11 protein-coding genes are annotated in these 15,764 nt (G+C 70.8%); 4 read left to right on the top strand and 7 right to left on the bottom strand.

Features of this window, described 5'->3' with window-relative positions:
* Positions 1–219 precede the first annotated feature (219 nt).
* Both R0146_RS03075 and R0146_RS03070 read left to right on the top strand, forming a co-directional pair.
* Positions 220–1,929 carry a sodium:solute symporter family protein gene (locus tag R0146_RS03075; RefSeq protein WP_317691390.1) on the top strand — a complete coding sequence of 570 codons (1,710 nt, stop codon included), beginning with the start codon at positions 220–222 and terminating at the stop codon, positions 1,927–1,929.
* Positions 1,930–1,939: 10 nt separating this feature from the next.
* Positions 1,940–2,206 carry a hypothetical protein gene (locus R0146_RS03070; protein WP_317691389.1) on the top strand — a complete coding sequence of 89 codons (267 nt, stop codon included), beginning with the start codon at positions 1,940–1,942 and terminating at the stop codon, positions 2,204–2,206.
* A 111-nt stretch (positions 2,207–2,317) separates the two neighbouring features.
* Here R0146_RS03070 and R0146_RS03065 read toward each other — a convergent pair whose 3' ends face one another.
* The 6 genes from R0146_RS03065 to R0146_RS03040 form a co-directional block, all read right to left on the bottom strand.
* On the bottom strand, positions 2,318–2,596 hold the full coding sequence (locus R0146_RS03065) for a hypothetical protein (protein WP_317691388.1): 279 nt from the start codon (positions 2,594–2,596) through the stop codon (positions 2,318–2,320).
* Between the two features lie 311 nt (positions 2,597–2,907).
* Positions 2,908–3,201, bottom strand: a complete 294-nt coding sequence (locus R0146_RS03060) for a hypothetical protein (RefSeq protein WP_317691387.1) — start codon at positions 3,199–3,201, stop codon at positions 2,908–2,910.
* 167 nt (positions 3,202–3,368) lie between these two features.
* Positions 3,369–4,220, bottom strand: coding sequence for a PRD domain-containing protein (locus R0146_RS03055; RefSeq protein ID WP_317691386.1), 852 nt, complete (start codon positions 4,218–4,220; stop codon positions 3,369–3,371).
* Positions 4,221–4,288: 68 nt separating this feature from the next.
* The gene (gene ascB / locus R0146_RS03050; protein WP_317691385.1) at positions 4,289–5,701 is read right to left on the bottom strand and encodes a 6-phospho-beta-glucosidase; all 1,413 of its coding nucleotides are present in this window, start codon (positions 5,699–5,701) and stop codon (positions 4,289–4,291) included.
* Positions 5,698–7,590 (bottom strand): beta-glucoside-specific PTS transporter subunit IIABC, encoded by a 1,893-nt coding sequence (locus R0146_RS03045; protein ID WP_317691384.1) that lies wholly within the window; start codon positions 7,588–7,590, stop codon positions 5,698–5,700. The genes ascB and R0146_RS03045 overlap by 4 nt, the downstream gene beginning before the upstream one ends.
* Before the next feature lie 177 nt (positions 7,591–7,767).
* A complete protein-coding gene (locus tag R0146_RS03040) occupies positions 7,768–8,652 on the bottom strand; it encodes a family 1 glycosylhydrolase (protein ID WP_317691383.1) in 885 nt (294 codons plus the stop codon).
* A gap of 57 nt (positions 8,653–8,709) precedes the next feature.
* On the opposite strand from R0146_RS03040, the gene R0146_RS03035 reads away from it, so the two are divergent.
* Together R0146_RS03035 and R0146_RS03030 are read left to right on the top strand one after the other, a co-directional pair.
* Positions 8,710–10,503, top strand: a complete 1,794-nt coding sequence (locus R0146_RS03035; protein WP_317691382.1) for a glycoside hydrolase family 15 protein — start codon at positions 8,710–8,712, stop codon at positions 10,501–10,503.
* Entirely contained in the window at positions 10,493–14,038 is a 3,546-nt protein-coding gene (locus R0146_RS03030) for a proline dehydrogenase family protein (RefSeq protein ID WP_317691381.1), read from the top strand. Before R0146_RS03035 ends, R0146_RS03030 begins: the two co-directional genes overlap by 11 nt.
* On the opposite strand, the gene R0146_RS03025 is transcribed toward R0146_RS03030, so the two are convergent.
* Positions 14,031–15,746, bottom strand: coding sequence for a dihydroxyacetone kinase family protein (locus R0146_RS03025; protein WP_317691380.1), 1,716 nt, complete (start codon positions 15,744–15,746; stop codon positions 14,031–14,033). The genes R0146_RS03030 and R0146_RS03025 overlap by 8 nt on opposite strands.
* Between the last annotated feature and the right edge of the window lie 18 nt (positions 15,747–15,764).

Genomic DNA, 15,764 nt, shown 5'->3' with positions numbered 1-15,764 from the left:
CTGCACCATCCGACGCCCGTCGGGAGCAGTGGACCCCTGGGCGTCGATGCCCGTGTTCACTGCAATGGTGACGTAAACATTGTCACTGTGCAAGCGAGTTGACAGTCTCGGGGGACTTTGTCAACATCGTTCCAATGCGACAATGTTGACGTAAACATTCGACGGCCGGCCAACCCGGTGCGGGTGCGACGCCAACCGTCTGAGAGGACATCAACGAGGATGGCAACACTCATCCAAGCCAACGTCGTGGACTACCTGATCATCGGGATCTACTTCGTGGCAGTACTCGGCATCGGCCTGATCGCACGCCGACAGGCCTCGGATGCCATCGGGTTCTTCCTGTCCGGCCGCTCACTCCCCGCCTGGGTGACCGGCCTCGCCTTCATCTCCGCCAACCTGGGCGCGGTGGAGATCATGGGCATGTCGGCCAACGGCGCCCAGATCGGCCTGCCGACCGTCCACTACTTCTGGATCGGGGCCATCCCGGCGATGCTCTTCCTGGGTGTCGTGATGATGCCCTTCTACTACGGCTCCAGGGTGCGATCGGTCCCGGAGTTCATGCGCAAGCGCTTCGGCACCGGCGCCCACCTGGTCAACTCGTTGTCCTTCGCCCTGGCGCAGCTGCTGATCGCCGGCATCAACCTCTACCTGCTGGGCAGCATCGTGCACGCGATGCTCGGTTGGCCGCTGTGGGTGGCCCTGCTGGTGGCCGCCGTCATCGTGCTGGCGTACATCTCCTTCGGCGGCCTGAGCGCCGCGATCTACAACGAGGTGCTGCAGTTCTTCGTGATCGTCGCCTCGCTGCTCCCGCTCACCCTGATCGGTCTGCACCGGGTCGGCGGCTGGGAGGGGCTGAAGGAGCGGATCACCGCCGCTGCGGCCGCCGCACCGCCGAGCGCCGGCGTCGCTCCGGCCGCCGAGCAACTGCAGTCCTGGCCGGGTCAGGCACTGTCCGGCTTCCACTCGCCGGTGCTGTCGGTGATCGGCATCGTCTTCGGCCTCGGCTTCGTGCTGTCCTTCGGCTACTGGACGACGAACTTCGTCGAGGTGCAGCGGGCGATGGCCTCGGAGTCGATGACCGCGGCCCGCAAGACGCCGATCATCGGTGCGTTCCCGAAGATGTTCGTGCCGTTCATCACCATCCTGCCGGGCATGCTCGCCGCGGTGCTGGTGAGCGAGATCGGCCAGGTCAAGAACGGTGCGCACATCCCCGGTGGGGCCTCCGGCCTCGGTGTGCAGTACAACGACTCGCTGCTCTACATGATGCGCGACCTGCTGCCCAACGGCCTGCTCGGGCTGGCTATCACCGGCCTGCTGGCGGCGTTCATGGCCGGCATGGCGGCCAACATCTCCGCCTTCAACACCGTGCTGTCGGTGGACCTGTGGCAGACGTACGTGGCCAAGGACAAGCCCGACCACTACTACGTCACGGTCGGCCGGATCGCCACCCTGGCGGCCACGATCGTGGCCATCTTCACCGCGCTGATCGCCGGCCAGTTCTCGAACATCATGGACTACCTGCAGACCCTGTTCGGCTTCTTCAACGCGCCGCTGTTCGCCACCTTCATCGTCGGCATGTTCTGGAAGCGGATGACGCCCACCGCCGGTTGGGTCGGCCTGATCGTCGGCACGCTGTCCGCCGTCTTCGTCTGGCTGCTCAGCCTCGGCGGGGTGATCCAGCTGCCCGGCCAGGGCACCGCCTTCGTCGCCGCCTCGGCCGGCTTCGTGATGGACGTGCTGGTCAGTGTGCTGGTCTCGCTGGTCACCAGGCCGAAGCCGTCCTCGGAGCTGGTCGGCTTCGTCTACTCCGAGACGCCGAAGTCACACTTCCACGACCCGGCGCTCGCCACCATGCCGTGGATCAGTCGGCCGGTGCCGCTCGCCGGCGTGGCGCTGGTCATCGCCATCATCCTGAACATCGCCTTCTGAGGAGCCTGCCATGGTGACCACCGAAACCTCCGCCCGGCACCAGGCCGGGTTGTTCGACATCCGCAACGTCATCGGTCTGCTGCTCGGCGTCTACGGCCTGATCCTGCTGCTGATGGGCCTGTTCGCCGACAAGGGCCTCGACAAGACCGGCGGGATCAACGCCAACCTGTGGGCCGGTCTGGTCCTGTTCGTCGTCGGCGTCGTCTTCGTGGTGTGGGCGCGGCTGCGACCGATGCTCGTCCCGGAGGGCGCGGCCGCCGAGCGGAGCCGCCACTGAGGCGCCCGATCGGCCGGGGCGACAACGACCCCGGCAGACCACAGGGGGCGTACGCCGGCACGAGCCGGGCGTACGCCCCCTGGAGTCTGTTCGGGATGTTTCGGGACGGTGCTACTGGTCGGAGCCGGCGATGCGCTTGTCGCCCATCTCGCGGCTGGCCAGCACGAACGACGTGGCGACGCCGAGGGCGACGCCGGTGACGGTGGCGGCGGGGGTGTCGGAGGCCAGTCCGAGTGCGGCGAGCACGGCGGAGGCCCCGATCAGCAGACCGGCGATCCGGACCCAGACGATCCTGCGCGGGGAGGACGGCGGCCGCTCCGCCGTGGACGGGGCGGTGGAGGACGGAACAACGGGGGTGGCGGACTGCTGGTCGAGTGTCGGGATCGACATGCTTCCTGCTTCCTGGCTCGAGCAGCGCAGGCTGCTCGACGGTGGGTGGGCTCCGTGAGGGCGTGCCGTACGGGATGGTACGGGGGTGCCAGGTCAGGGGCTGACCGGGCGCCGCGCTGCGCGAGAGTCGGACCCACCTGGACCCGTACCCCATCTGATCACACGATGCAGTCCTGTATTGACCAAGGTCGGATCCTGCGGACACGTTCATGGGGCATTCACAGGCGTAGTGCCGCAGTGGGGGGAAGCGCTGTGTCGGTGAGGCGTCGGGGCGTGCCGGTGTGCGGTGTGCCCAGACCTCCGGAGGTGTCTCAGCAGGGATCCGCCGGGTGCTCGGCCGGCCGCCCGGAATCGCTCGGTCCGAGGTCGGGCTGCTCGACGCGCTGCGGTCCGGTGAGTTGCCGGCAGGACAGCAGGAAGGCCCCGACCACCCCGGTGAGGGAGCCGACGGCCAGCAGGACGTCGTTCGCGGCGAAGGCACCCAGGACGATGCCGATCAGGGCGATGCTGAGGAAGGTGGAGCCTGCGCGGAGCAGGCCGTGGTGGCCGCGTTCCTCCCAGGCGGTGTGTCGGCCGGTGATGCTGTCGAAGGTCTGTGCGGTCATCTCGACTACTTCCGAGGAGTCAGCGGATCAGGGACCGGGACGTGGCTCCGTTGCCGTCGGAGCCCTGCCCTTGCTGCGCTCACTATCGAGCACACACCCGTATCCCCCTCTGTGACAGCCGTGTTACCGATTCGTTGTGATCTCCACGGCGTGTCGCGGCGTGTCGCTCACAGCGACCGGTCGACCGGGTCACTGGCCAACCGGGCCACGTGCATCGTCAGGTAGAGCACCTCGTTGTCGGTGATCTCGTCACCCAGCCGCAGCTCCAGCACCGCGGTGAGCTTGAGGGCGCAGGCGTACGCCTCGGGATAGGCCTGCTGGATCGCCGCGGCGAGGATCTCGTGTCCTTCGGCGAGCTGCTCGCCCTTCCTCATCCGGATGAAGAAGTAGCGCAGGTGGGTGACGAAGCGGGCCGCGCTGACCGTGTCACGGTCGAAGGGCCGCCCGTACGCCTGCTCCAGGACGTCGAAGAGCTGACGGAACAGCCCGGTGATCCGGTAGGTCTCGGACAGGTCACCGGTGGCGAAGCCGGCGTTGACCAGGTGCAGGGCGATGGCGATCGCCTCGTCGTCCGGGATCGGTTCGTCCAGGTGCTCGTTGACGTACGCCACGATGTGCGCCGCGGCCGCGAGTTCCTGGGGGTAGAGGTGGGACACCTCGGACCGCAGTGGGTAGTCGAGGGCGATCCCGGAGTGCACCCGCTTGATCGCGAAGCTGAGGTGGTCGGCCAGCGCCACCACGACGTGCGCGGGCAGTTCGGTGTCCAGCTCGCGGCGGGCGACGGCCAGTGCCTCGTCGGCCAGGGTGACGTGCTCCGGTGGGATGGCGGCGATCTGTGCGCCGAGGTTGTCCGGGTCGCGGCCGTCGTCGGGGACGAAGGTCCGGGCGATGCGGTGCTCGTCCACGGTGTCGCCGGGCCGGGCCTGGAAGCCCAGGCCGCGTCCGGTCAGGATGATCTCCTGACCGGACGCGTCCCGCGACAGCACGACGTTGTTGTTGAAGACGCGGAGGATCTCCACGGTGGGTCTCTCCGTCCTGCTGTCTCGATCGGCCCGTCAGTGCGATGCGGTGGTCACGGTGCGCCGGGTCACCGGAGAGTGGCGCCGTGGGAGGCGATGACGTCGCGGTACCAGTCGAACGACTTCTTCCGGTAACGGGCCAGGGTGCCGCTGCCGTCGTCGTTGCGGTCGACGTAGATGAAACCGTACCTCTTGCTCATCTCGGCGGTGGAGGCGCTGACCAGGTCGATGCACCCCCAGGAGGTGTAGCCGAGCAGCTCGACGCCGTCCTCGATCGCCTCGGCGGCCGCCGTCAGGTGGTCGTTGAGGTAGCCGATCCGGTAGTCGTCGAGCACCGTACGATGCCCGTCGACCTCGACCAGCTCGTCCTTGGCACCCAGACCGTTCTCGACGATGAACAGCGGCTTCTGCCAGCGGTCCCAGTAGGTGTTGAGGACGATCCGCAGGCCGGTCGGGTCGATCTGCCAGCCCCACTCGGAGGCCTCCAGGGTGGGGTTGGGCACGCCGCCCATGATGTTGCCCCGGCCGGCGACCTTCCGGGTCGGATCTGCGGTGTCGCAGACGCTCATGTAGTAGCTGAACGAGACGAAGTCGACGGTGTGGCGCAGCACCTCGCGGTCCTCGTCGGTGATCTCCAGCTCGATGCCCTTCTCCCGCAGCGTACGGAGGAAGTAGCCGGGGTAGGCGCCGCGGCAGTGCACGTCGCCGAACGCGAGGTTGGCGTGGTCCGCCTGCAGCACGGTGAGCACGTCGGCGGGGTCCGGGGTGAGCGGGTAGATCGGGATGGCGATCACCATGCAGCCGATCTTGGCCTGCGGCATGATCTCGTGCGCCAGCTTGGTGACCGACGCGGAGGCGACCAGTTCGTGGTGGATCGCCTGGTAGAGGTCCTGCTCGGCGAGGTCCTCCTTGGGGGTCCAGATGCCGCCGGACAGCAGCGGCGCGTGCAGGATCGAGTTGATCTCGTTGAAGGTCAGCCAGTATCTGACCCGCTTCCCGTAGCGCTCGAACAACGTACGGCAGTAGCGCTCGTAGAAGCCGATCAGGTCGCGCGACCGCCAGCCGTCGTACGTCGTCGCGAGGTGCAGCGGCGTCTCGTAGTGGCTGATCGTGACCAGCGGCTCGATGCCGTGCTTCTCCAGCTCGTCGAGCACCCGATCGTAGAAGGCCAGGCCCTCCTCGTTCGGGGTCTCCTCGTCGCCGTTCGGGAAGATCCGACTCCAGGCGATGGAGAACCGGAAGACACTGAACCCCATCTCGGCGAAGAGCGCGATGTCCTCGGCGTAGCGGTGGTAGAAGTCGATGCCGGCCAGCTTGAGATTGTCCTCGGTGGGCCGTTCGGTCGGCGGGCCGGAGATGCCGCGCGGCATCACGTCCTGGATGGACAGGCCCTTGCCGCCCAGGTCGTACGCCCCCTCCAGCTGGTTCGCGGCGGTGGCGCCGCCCCAGAGGAAGCCGTCGGGGAATCGTGCGGTGCTCATGCGTTCACCTCCACGGACGCGCCGACGGTGATCAGCAGGGCCGGGTCGCCGGCGGCGACCGTACGGCCGGTGACCGCGCTGACCGCGCCGAGACTGGCGGAGTTGGTCACGATGGTCACCACGGTCGGGTCGAAGCCGGCCTTCTCGACCGCGTCCAGGTCGACCAGGGCGAGGACGTCGCCCTGCTCCACTCGCTGGCCGCGGGTCACCTGCGAGGTGAAGCCCTCGCCCTTCATCTGCACGGTGTCGATGCCGATGTGCACCAGCACCTCGACCCCGTCGTCGGAGGTGATCCCGAAGGCGTGTCCGGTCCTGGTGGCGGCGATGACGGTGCCGGAGACCGGGGCGACGACCCGGCCGTCGGTCGGCAGGATGCCCAGGCCCTGGCCCATCGCGCCGGAGGCGAAGACCTTGTCGTTGATCTCGGCCAGCGGGACCGAAGTGCCGGCGACCGGGGCGACGACGACGGTCTCCCCGGTCGGGGCGACGACGGCCGTCGACGCGGACGCGTCGCCGGGTGCCGCCTCCGGAGCGTCCTTCTCCTCGCGGGGACCGAAGACGAGGGTGAGCACCAGCGCGATCACCACGGCGACGCCGGAGCCGATCAGCTGCAGGGTGAAGTCGCCGACCGCCATGTAGGCGGGCAGGCCGAGCAGGGACGGGAAGACGAAGGCGTTGTTGGCGCTGCCACCGGCCGCGGCGATTGCGCCGCCGACGGCGCCACCGGCGATGCCGAAGTAGAAGGGGAGCTTGAGCGGCAGGTTCACGCCGTAGATCGCGGGCTCGGTGATGCCGGCGAGCATGCCGGAGAGAGCGGCCGGGCCGGCGACCTCACGCCGCTTGGCGCTGCGGGTGCGGACGAAGACGGCGAAGGTGGCGGCGGCCTGGGCGAGGACGGCGGCGACCAGCGGGCCGCCGAGCAGCGTGTAGCCCTGGGTGGCCAGGTCGTTCATCATGATCGGGACGAAGCCCCAGTGCAGACCGAAGAGGACGAAGACCTGCCAGAAGCCACCCATGATGGCGCCGCCCAGCCAGGGAGCGAACGTGAAGATCGCGTTGACGCCGGCGGAGATGCCCTTGGCGGCGTACGTGGTCAGCGGGCCGACGGTGAGCAGGACGAGAGGGACCATCACCACCAAGGTGATCAGCGGGGTGGTGAAGTTGCGGATCGCGTCGGGCAGCACCTTGGACAGGAAACGCTCGAGGTACCCCTGCAGCCACACGGCGATGATGATCGGGATGACCGAGCTGGTGTAGCTCATCATCACCACCGGCAGGCCGAAGAAGGTGACCGGCGTGGTGGCGGACGCCAGCGCGACGACGGCCGGGTAGACCAACGCACCGGCGATCGCCATCGCCGTCATCTGGTTGGCCCGGAAGCGCTTGGCGGCGGTGAGGGCCAGGAAGATCGGCAGGAAGTAGAAGATCGCGTCCGCCGAGGCGTTCAGGATGGCGTACGTCGTCGACTCCGCGTCGAGCCAGTGCAGGTTGGTGGCCAGCGAGAGGAAGGCCTTGAACAGGCCGGCGCCGGCCAGCGGCCAGAGGATCGGCTGGATGATGGCGCTGATCAGCTGGATGAAACGGTTGAGCAGGTTGCCCTTGGGGGTGTCGACCGGCGCGGCGTCGTCACTGCCGAGCCTGGTGAAGCGGGTCAGTTCCTCGTAGACCTTCGGCACGTTGTTGCCGATGACGATCTGGTACTGCCCGCCGGCCTTCATCACCGTGATGACGCCCGGGAGCTTCTGGACCGCGGCGGTGTCGGCCTTCGCCTCGTCCCTCAGTGTCAGGCGCAGCCGGGTGGCGCAGTGGGTGCCGGCGGTGATGTTCGCCTCGCCTCCCACGGTGGCGACGATCTGGTGGGCCAGATCGGCGTAGTTGACGGTCCCCATCGGAGTCCTCCTCGACTCTGCCCGCGGGCACAAAAAAAGACCTGAAGCGCACGATGTGCACTTCAGGTCTTGCCTCCGCGGAGTAACAATCCTGGTGAGCGGAAGACCGCTCGTAGGCACGAAGGTAGCAAGGTCCGACCTTCAGGTCAACCCGCGACGGTCATCGCCTGTGCCAGGTCATCGGACATCGAGCTCTGTTCCGTTGGTGGCGATGACGCGCTGGTACCAGCCGAACGATTTCTTGCGGAAGCGGTCATAGGTGCCGTTGCCTTCGTCATCGGCATCGACGTAGACGAACCCGTAGCGTTTGGTCATCTGACAGGTGGACATGGACACGATGTCGATGCATCCCCACGTGGTATAGCCGATGAGGTCGACCCCGTCGGCGATCGCCTTGCCCATTTCGCTGATGTGATCCCGGAAGTAGGCGATCCGGTAGTCGTCGGCCACGGTGCCGCCTTCGAGGGTGTCGTAGGCTCCGACGCCGTTCTCGACGATGAACAGCGGCAGTCGGTAGCGGTCGTAGAGGTCGATCAAGGAGAAGCGAAGTCCCTTGGGGTCGATCTGCCAGTTCCATTCCGTGACGTCCAGGTAGGGGTTCCTCACCCCGGAGGCGAGGTTGCCGCTCACCTTCTGTCGGGCGCCCTCGTCGCGGGTCGACACCATCGACATGTAGTAGCTGAACGAGAAGTAGTCGACGCACCCCTCCCGCAGGGCAGCCGCGTCATCCTCGGTGCGGACGATGTCGAGTCCCTTGCGTTCCCACTCGGCGAGGACCCAGCGCGGGTATGCCCGGAAGACCTGGACGTCGGAGGCGAGGTGGTTCTCACGGTTGGTGCGCTGGGCCAGGAGTTGGTCGTCCGGGTCGGCGGTGAGTGGGTACGTCCAGGACGTCCCACAACCGATCGTCCACCGTTGGACCCCCTCGCTGTGCCTACTACGACAACCGTAAGGAGGGTTCCGGTTGGATCTCCATCCCGCCGGCTTCCGCTTCCGTTGCGGAAACCGGCTACCCAGCACGGCACCTTGTGATTCGAGCCTGATCCAGTTCCCGACCAGCAACGCCGGGGTTGTGTCCCACGTCTGTCGCGGCCGTCGCGTACGCGGCACGATGGGGGCATGACGCAGCCGCGACTGGAGGACTACGCACTGCTCGCCGACCGGCGGACCGGACCGCTGGTGTCCCGCGACGGGAGTGTCGACTGGCTGTGCCTGCCGCGCTTCGACGGCCAGGCCGTCTTCGCCGCCCTGCTCGGCGGGCCGGGCAACGGGCACTGGCGGCTCCGCCCGGTGGACGGGACGGTCGTCGAGCGGTCGTACGTGGCGGAGACGTTCGTGCTGCGCACCCGGTGGCGGACACCGACCGGCGAGGTGGTCTGCACCGACTTCATGGCGGAGCACGAAGACCGGGCCGACCTGATCCGGATGGTCGAGGGCGTCTCCGGGCAGGTGGACCTCCAATTGGACCTGGTGATGCGCTTCGACTACGGGTCGAGCATCCCGTGGGTCCGCCGAGTGCCGGGGCCGGACGGTGAGCGGCTGCTGGCCGTCTCCGGGCCGGACGCGCTGGTGCTGGACGGGCCACTGCCGCGCGCCATCGACCGGCACCACGTCGGCCGGTACACCGTCGGGGAGGGGGAGCGGGAGTGCTGGACGCTCACCTGGTTCCCCAGCTTCCATCCGCTGCCCGAGCGGCTCGACCCGATCGCCGAGCTCGACCGGACCACCGCCGACTGGCAGGGCTGGAGCCGGGCGATCGCCCTGGAGGGCTGCCGGCCGGAGGTCCGCCGCTCCCTGCTGGTGCTGCGCGCCCTGACCGACCGCGAGACCGGTGGGATCGCCGCCGCGCCGACCACCTCGCTGCCGGAGGACCCCGGCGGGGTCCGCAACTGGGACTACCGCTACTGCTGGCTGAGGGACTCCGCGCTGACCATCCAGGCGATGGCCACCCACGGCGCCGCCCACCACGAGTGGCGCGACTGGCTGCTGCGGGCGATCGCCGGCGACGACCGGACGCTGCGGATCATGTACGGGCTGGCCGGGGAGCGCCTCGGCCCCGAGCTGGAGCTCGACCACCTGCCCGGCTACGCCGGCTCCCGGCCGGTCCGGATCGGCAACGGCGCCGCCGGGCAGTACCAGGCCGACGTAGTGGGCGAGGTGATGATGGCGCTGGACCGGCTGCGCCGGGTCGGGATCGCCGAGGACCGGTTCTCCTGGGGGCTGCAGCGTCACCTGCTCGAGTACGCCGCCGACCACCTCGACCGGCCCGACCAGGGGATCTGGGAGATGCGCGGGGCGCCGCAGCACTTCACCCACTCCCGGGTGATGATGTGGACCGCCTTCGACCGGGGCGTACGGGCCGTCGAGGAGTACGGGCTGCGTGGCCCGGTGCAGCGCTGGCGTGGTCTGCGCGACGAGCTGCGGCTGGAGGTGGAGGAGCACGGCTACGTCCCCGAGCTCGGCACCTTCGTCCAGCACTACGGCACCACCGAGGTGGATGCGTCGCTGCTGGTGCTGCCGCAGTGCGGCTTCGTCGCCTGGGACGACCCACGGATGCTGCGCACCGTCGCCCGGATCGAGGACGAACTGCGCGACGACCGCGGCCTGCTCCGCCGCTACCGGACCGCGCCGGGCACCGACGGGCTGCCGGGGGAGGAGGGCAGCTTCCTCTTCTGCACCTTCTGGCTGGTGAACCAGTACGCCCACACCGGCCGGTTGGCCGAGGCGGAGGCGCTCTTCGACCAGGTGGTGTCGTACGCCGGTGACGTCGGCCTGCTGGCCGAGGAGTACGACCCCGACACCGGCCGGCTGATCGGCAACTATCCGCAGGCCTTCAGCCATCTCGGCCTGGTGCAGGCCGCGGATGCGATCCTGCGCGCCACGGGCGGTCCGGGAGGCTGCGATGAGCGCTGACCAGCTGCCCTCCGGCGACCTGCACTCCGGCGACCTGCACTCCGGCGACCTTCAGGCCGCCGCCGACCTGGCCGTGCCGACCGCCGAACGCTGGTGGCGGACCGCCCACGCCGGCCACCAGGACGGGGGGCCGGGCACCCTGCTCGGCCGGGTCGCCGCCGACCCGGCCGGGATGCGCTGGCTGCTCGACCTCGTCGACCGGGTGATCCGGCCCGAGGACGATCGCACCGCGGCGTACGCCCTGCACCGGCTCGCCGCGACGATCCCGGACTCGCTGCCGGTCGCGCTGCGTGGCCTGCTCGCCGCCGGCGGCGCGACCGGGCCGGAGTTGCCCGGCGTCGTGCTGCCGGTGGCCCGCCGGCTGCTGCGTACGCTGATCGGTGACCTGGTCGTCGACGCGACCGACGAACGGCTCGGTGCCGCCCTGGCCCGGCTGTCCGCTCCCGGCTACTCCCTCAACGTCAACCTGCTCGGTGAGGCGGTACTCGGTGACGGTGAGGCGGCCCGCCGGCTGGCCGACGTCGAGCATCTGGTGCGCCGCGACGACGTCACGTACGTCTCCCTCAAGGTCTCCTCGGTGCTCGGCCCGCACAACCCGTGGGGCCTCGACGCGGCGGTCGACCGCGCGGTCGACCGGCTCGCCCCGCTCTACCGGCTGGCCGCGGAGCGGCCGCGACCGGTCTTCCTCAACCTCGACATGGAGGAGTACCGCGATCTGCACCTCACCCTGGCGGTCTTCCGCCGGCTGCTGGACCTGCCCGGCCTGGCCGGCTTCTCCGCCGGGGTGGTGCTGCAGGCGTACCTGCCCGACGCCCTGCCGGCGTACCAGGAGCTGCTCGGCTGGGCCACCCACCGGGTGGACGCGGGCGGAGCGCCGATCCGGGTGCGACTGGTCAAGGGCGCCAACCTGGCGATGGAGACCGTCGACGCCCGGCTGCACGGCTGGCCGTCGGTGGCCACCGGCTCGAAGGAGGCCACCGACGCCAACTACCTGCGGCTGCTCGACCGGGCGCTCACCCCGGACGCCACCCGCGCGATCCACCTCGGCGTCGCCGGGCACAACCTCTTCACCGTCGCGCTGGCCTGGGAACTGGCCGGCCTGCGCGGCGTCCGGGACCGGATCGAGGTGGAGATGCTGGCCGGGATGGCGCCGGCGCAGGCCGCGGCGGTCCGCGCCGAGACCGACCGGCTGCGGCTCTACGTGCCGGTCGTCCGGCCGGAGGAGTTCGACGTCGCGCTGGCCTATCTGGTCCGCCGGCTGGAGGAGAACGCCGCACCCGGCCACTACCTGGCCTCCCTCGGCGATCCCGACCCGGAGGCCGGGCTGGCCCGGGAACGGGCCCGGTTCCGGGCCGCCGTCGCCCGCTGGACCACCGAGGGTCCGGAGGCCGTCGGGCCGCGCCGCCGCCAGGACCGTACGCTGCCGCCGACCCTGACCGGCGTCAGCCGGGGCTCAGCAGGCACCGACAACGCGCCCGACACGGACACCGCGCTGCCTGCCGCCCAGGCCTGGGGCCGGGCGATCCTGGCTCGGGTGCCCGGCTCCCGCCTCGGCGTCGTCGCCGTCCAGCGCGCCCGGATCGACGATCCCACCCGGCTGGACGAAGTCGTCGGCCGCACCGTACGGGCCGGCGCCGCCTGGGCGGACCGTACGCCCGCCGAACGTGCCGCCATCGTGCACCGGATCGGCGACGAGCTCGAGGCGGCCCGCGCCGAGCTGCTGGAGGTGGCCGCCGCCGAGTGCGGCAAGACGCTCGACCAGTCCGATCCGGAGGTCTCCGAGGCCGTCGACTTCGCCCACCACTACGCCGAGGAGTCGCTGCGGCTCGGCCGGCTGGTCGGCGGCACCTTCCGGCCGGTCCGGCTCACCGTCGTCGCCCCGCCGTGGAACTTCCCGCTGTCGATCCCGCTGGGCGGGGTCGCCGCGGCACTGGCCGCCGGCTCGGCGGTGATCCTCAAGCCGGCCACCGCCGCCCGACGGTGCGGAGCCCTGCTCGCCGAGGCCTGCCGGCGGGCCGGGGTGCCCCGTGAGGTGCTGCGGCTGGTGGTGCCCGCCGACGCCACGCTGGGCCGCCGGCTGGTCACCGATCCGCGGGTCGGCCGGGTGGTGCTGACCGGCGCGGCCGACACCGCCGCGGCGTTCCTGCGCTGGCGCCCCGGGATGGGCCTGCTGGCCGAGACCTCCGGCAAGAACGCGATCGTCGTCACCCCGTCGGCCGACCGCGACCAGGCCGTCCGCGACATCGTCGCCTCGGCCTTCGGACACGCCGGCCAGAAGTGCTCGGCCGCCTCCCTGGTGATCCTCGTCGGCGCCGCCGCCGGCTCCACCCGGTTCCGCGACCAGCTGATCGACGCCACCCGCTCGCTCACCGTCGGCCGGCCGACCGACCCGGCCGCCCGGATGGGCCCGCTCACCTCACCGCCGGGCGACAAGCTGCTCCGTGGCCTGACCACCCTCGAGCCGGGCCAGCACTGGATCCTCACTCCCCGCCGCCTCGACGCGCCGCCGGCCGACCCCGAGGGCCGGCTGTGGACCCCGGGGATCCGGGCCGGGGTCGCACCCGGCAGTGAGTTCCATCGGGTGGAGTACTTCGGGCCGGTGCTCGGCGTGATGACCGTCCCCGACCTGGCGACCGCGGTGGAGGTGCAGAACGGCACCGACTACGGCCTGACCGCCGGCCTGCAGTCGCTCGACCCGGACGAGGTGCGCTACTGGACCGAGCACGTGCAGGCCGGCAACCTCTACGTCAACCGGCCGATCACCGGCGCGGTCGTCCGCCGCCAGCCGTTCGGCGGCTGGAAGCGGTCCGCGGTCGGCGCCGGCGCCAAGGCCGGCGGTCCCAACTACCTGTACGGATTCGGCGAGGTGGTGCCGGCGCCGGTCACCGAGCTGGTCGCCGAGCCGACCGCGCCGCTGCTGCGCCGGCTGCTCGCGGTGGGGCGTACGGTGCTCGCTTCGGAGGACGCCGTACGTCTCGAGGTGGCGATCGGGCTCGACCAGCAGGCCCTCGACGAGGAGTTCGGCCGGGTGCACGACCCGGCGGCCCTCGGCGTCGAGCGGAACCTGCTGCGCTACCTGCCCACCCCGGTGCTGATCCGGCTGGGGGAGGGACGGCCGGTGCTGGAACTGGTCCGGGAGCTGTCGGCCGCCCTGGCGGTGCCCGGCGCCGCCGCCGTGGGCCACCGGGTCTCCACCGCCCGGGCGCTGCCCGGGCCGCTGCTCGACCTCCTGGCCGGACAGGGCATCCCGGTCGTCGTCGAGTCGGACGCCGCCTTCCTCGCCCGGGTGCCGGAACGCACCCTCGAACCCGGCGGCCGGATCCGGCTGCTCGGCGGGGACCGGACGGCCCTCGCCGAGGTGCTGACGGGCTCGGTGGACCCGCTCCGGGCGATCGACACCGCCGTCTACGCCGGCCCGGTCGTGGACGCCGGCAGGGTGGCGATCCTGCCGTACGTCCACGAGCAGCTGGTGTCGATCTCCGCGCACCGCTACGGCCACCCGAGCGACCTGGCGGAGGCGGCCGGCCTCAGCTGAGCACCGGGGCGATCCGGCCCATGCACAGCGCGAAGGAGGTGGCGCCGGCGTCCGGGGTGCCGAGGCTGCGCTCCGCCAGCGGGCGGGCTCGGCCGAGTCGCGGCCGCAGCCCGGCGGTCGCCTCCGCGGCGTCCGTGGCGGCTGCCGCCGCGGACGCCCACGCCGCACTCAGCGGGACGCCGTCGAGCACCTGCGCCTCCAGGGTCTCGGCGAAGGGCACGAACGCGTCGACGATCGTCTTGTCGCCGACCTGCGCCTTGCCCAGCCGCTGCATGGCGTCCAGACCGGCGCGGACCGCCCGGGCGACGTCGTGCCGGGTGATCTCCTCGCGGCTGTCGCCCAGTGCGCGGCCGACAGCTGCCAGGGTGGCGCCCCACAGCACGCCCGAGGTGCCGCCCGCCTTGGAGGCCCAGGAGTCGCCGGCGGCGACCAGCACCGCCTCCACCCCGGCGCTCTCCACCGGCAGTTCCTCGGCGCCGTCCACCGCGGCGGCGATGCCCCGCACCATGCCGCGCCCATGGTCGCCGTCGCCGGCGATGGCGTCGATCCGGCCGAGCTCCTCCTCGGCCTCGACCAGAGTGGCCTTCATCGTGGCGAGCACCCGGCGGGCCGTCGCGGCCGCCGCCACACTCGCCGGGGAGCCGCTCACCTGCGCCGCCGCGTCGGCGTGTGCGGTGGTGACGAGCCGGCGGTGCTGTCCGGTGGACCGTACGCTGCCCTTCCGGTAGGCCGGGGTGTCACACGGAGCGGTCCAGTAGCGTTCCAGGTCCTCCTCGAGCCGGACCAGGGTGAGCGAGCAGCCGGCCATGTCGAGGCTGGTCACCATCTCGCCGACCTCCGGCTCGACCAGGACCAGGCCGTGGGTGGCGACGAGCAGCTCGTGGACGTACTTCCAGAGCACGAAGAGCTCCTCGTACTTGGTCGCACCCAGCCCGTTGAGCACCGCGGTGATCCGCTGGCCGCGCTCCAGCGGCAGGTCCGCCAGCAGCGCGTCCACCAGCATCGTCGCCAGTTCATCGGCCGGCAGCGTCGGGTCCTCCGCGATCCCGGGCTCGCCGTGGATGCCCAGGCCGACGCCCATCCGGCCCGCGGGCACGGTGAACAGCGGGGTGTCGGCACCCGGCATGGTGCAGCCGGCGAAGGCCACCCCGAACGAGCGGGTGGCGGCGTTGGCCCGCCGAGCCACCGCCTCGACGGCGTCCAGGTCCAGCCCCTCCTCGGCGGCCGCCCCGGCGATCTTGTAGACCACGAAGTCGCCGGCGATGCCGCGACGCTTCTCGATCTCGGACAGCGGCGCCGAGGCGATGTCGTCGGTGACCCAGACCGTACGGGTCGGGATGCCCTCGGCATCCAGACGTTCCTTGGCGGCGGTGAAGTTCAGCACGTCACCGGCGTAGTTGCCCGGGCAGAGGATGACGCCACCGCCCACCTCGGCGGCCTTCGCCACGTCGTACGCGTCCTGTGCGGAGGGGGAGGTGAAGATGTTGCCGATCACGGCGCCGTCGGCCATGCCGGGGCCGACCACGCCGGCGAAGCCGGGGTAGTGGCCGGAGCCGCCGCCCGGGATGACGGCGACCTTGCCGTGGCGCGGCTCGTCGGCGCGGACGCAGCCGCCGGGCACCAGCTCGACGTACGCCGGATGGGCGGCGGCGAAGCCGACCATCATGTCCTCCATGAACGTGGCCGGATCCTTGACGATGTGGGTCATCGTTGACCTTCTCTTTCC

The sequence above is a fragment of the Raineyella sp. LH-20 genome (genome assembly GCF_033110965.1).
GTDB lineage: Bacteria > Actinomycetota > Actinomycetes > Propionibacteriales > Propionibacteriaceae > Raineyella.
The sequence above is the reverse complement of the archived record's forward strand: the minus strand, read 5'-3'. Positions and strand labels throughout refer to the sequence as shown.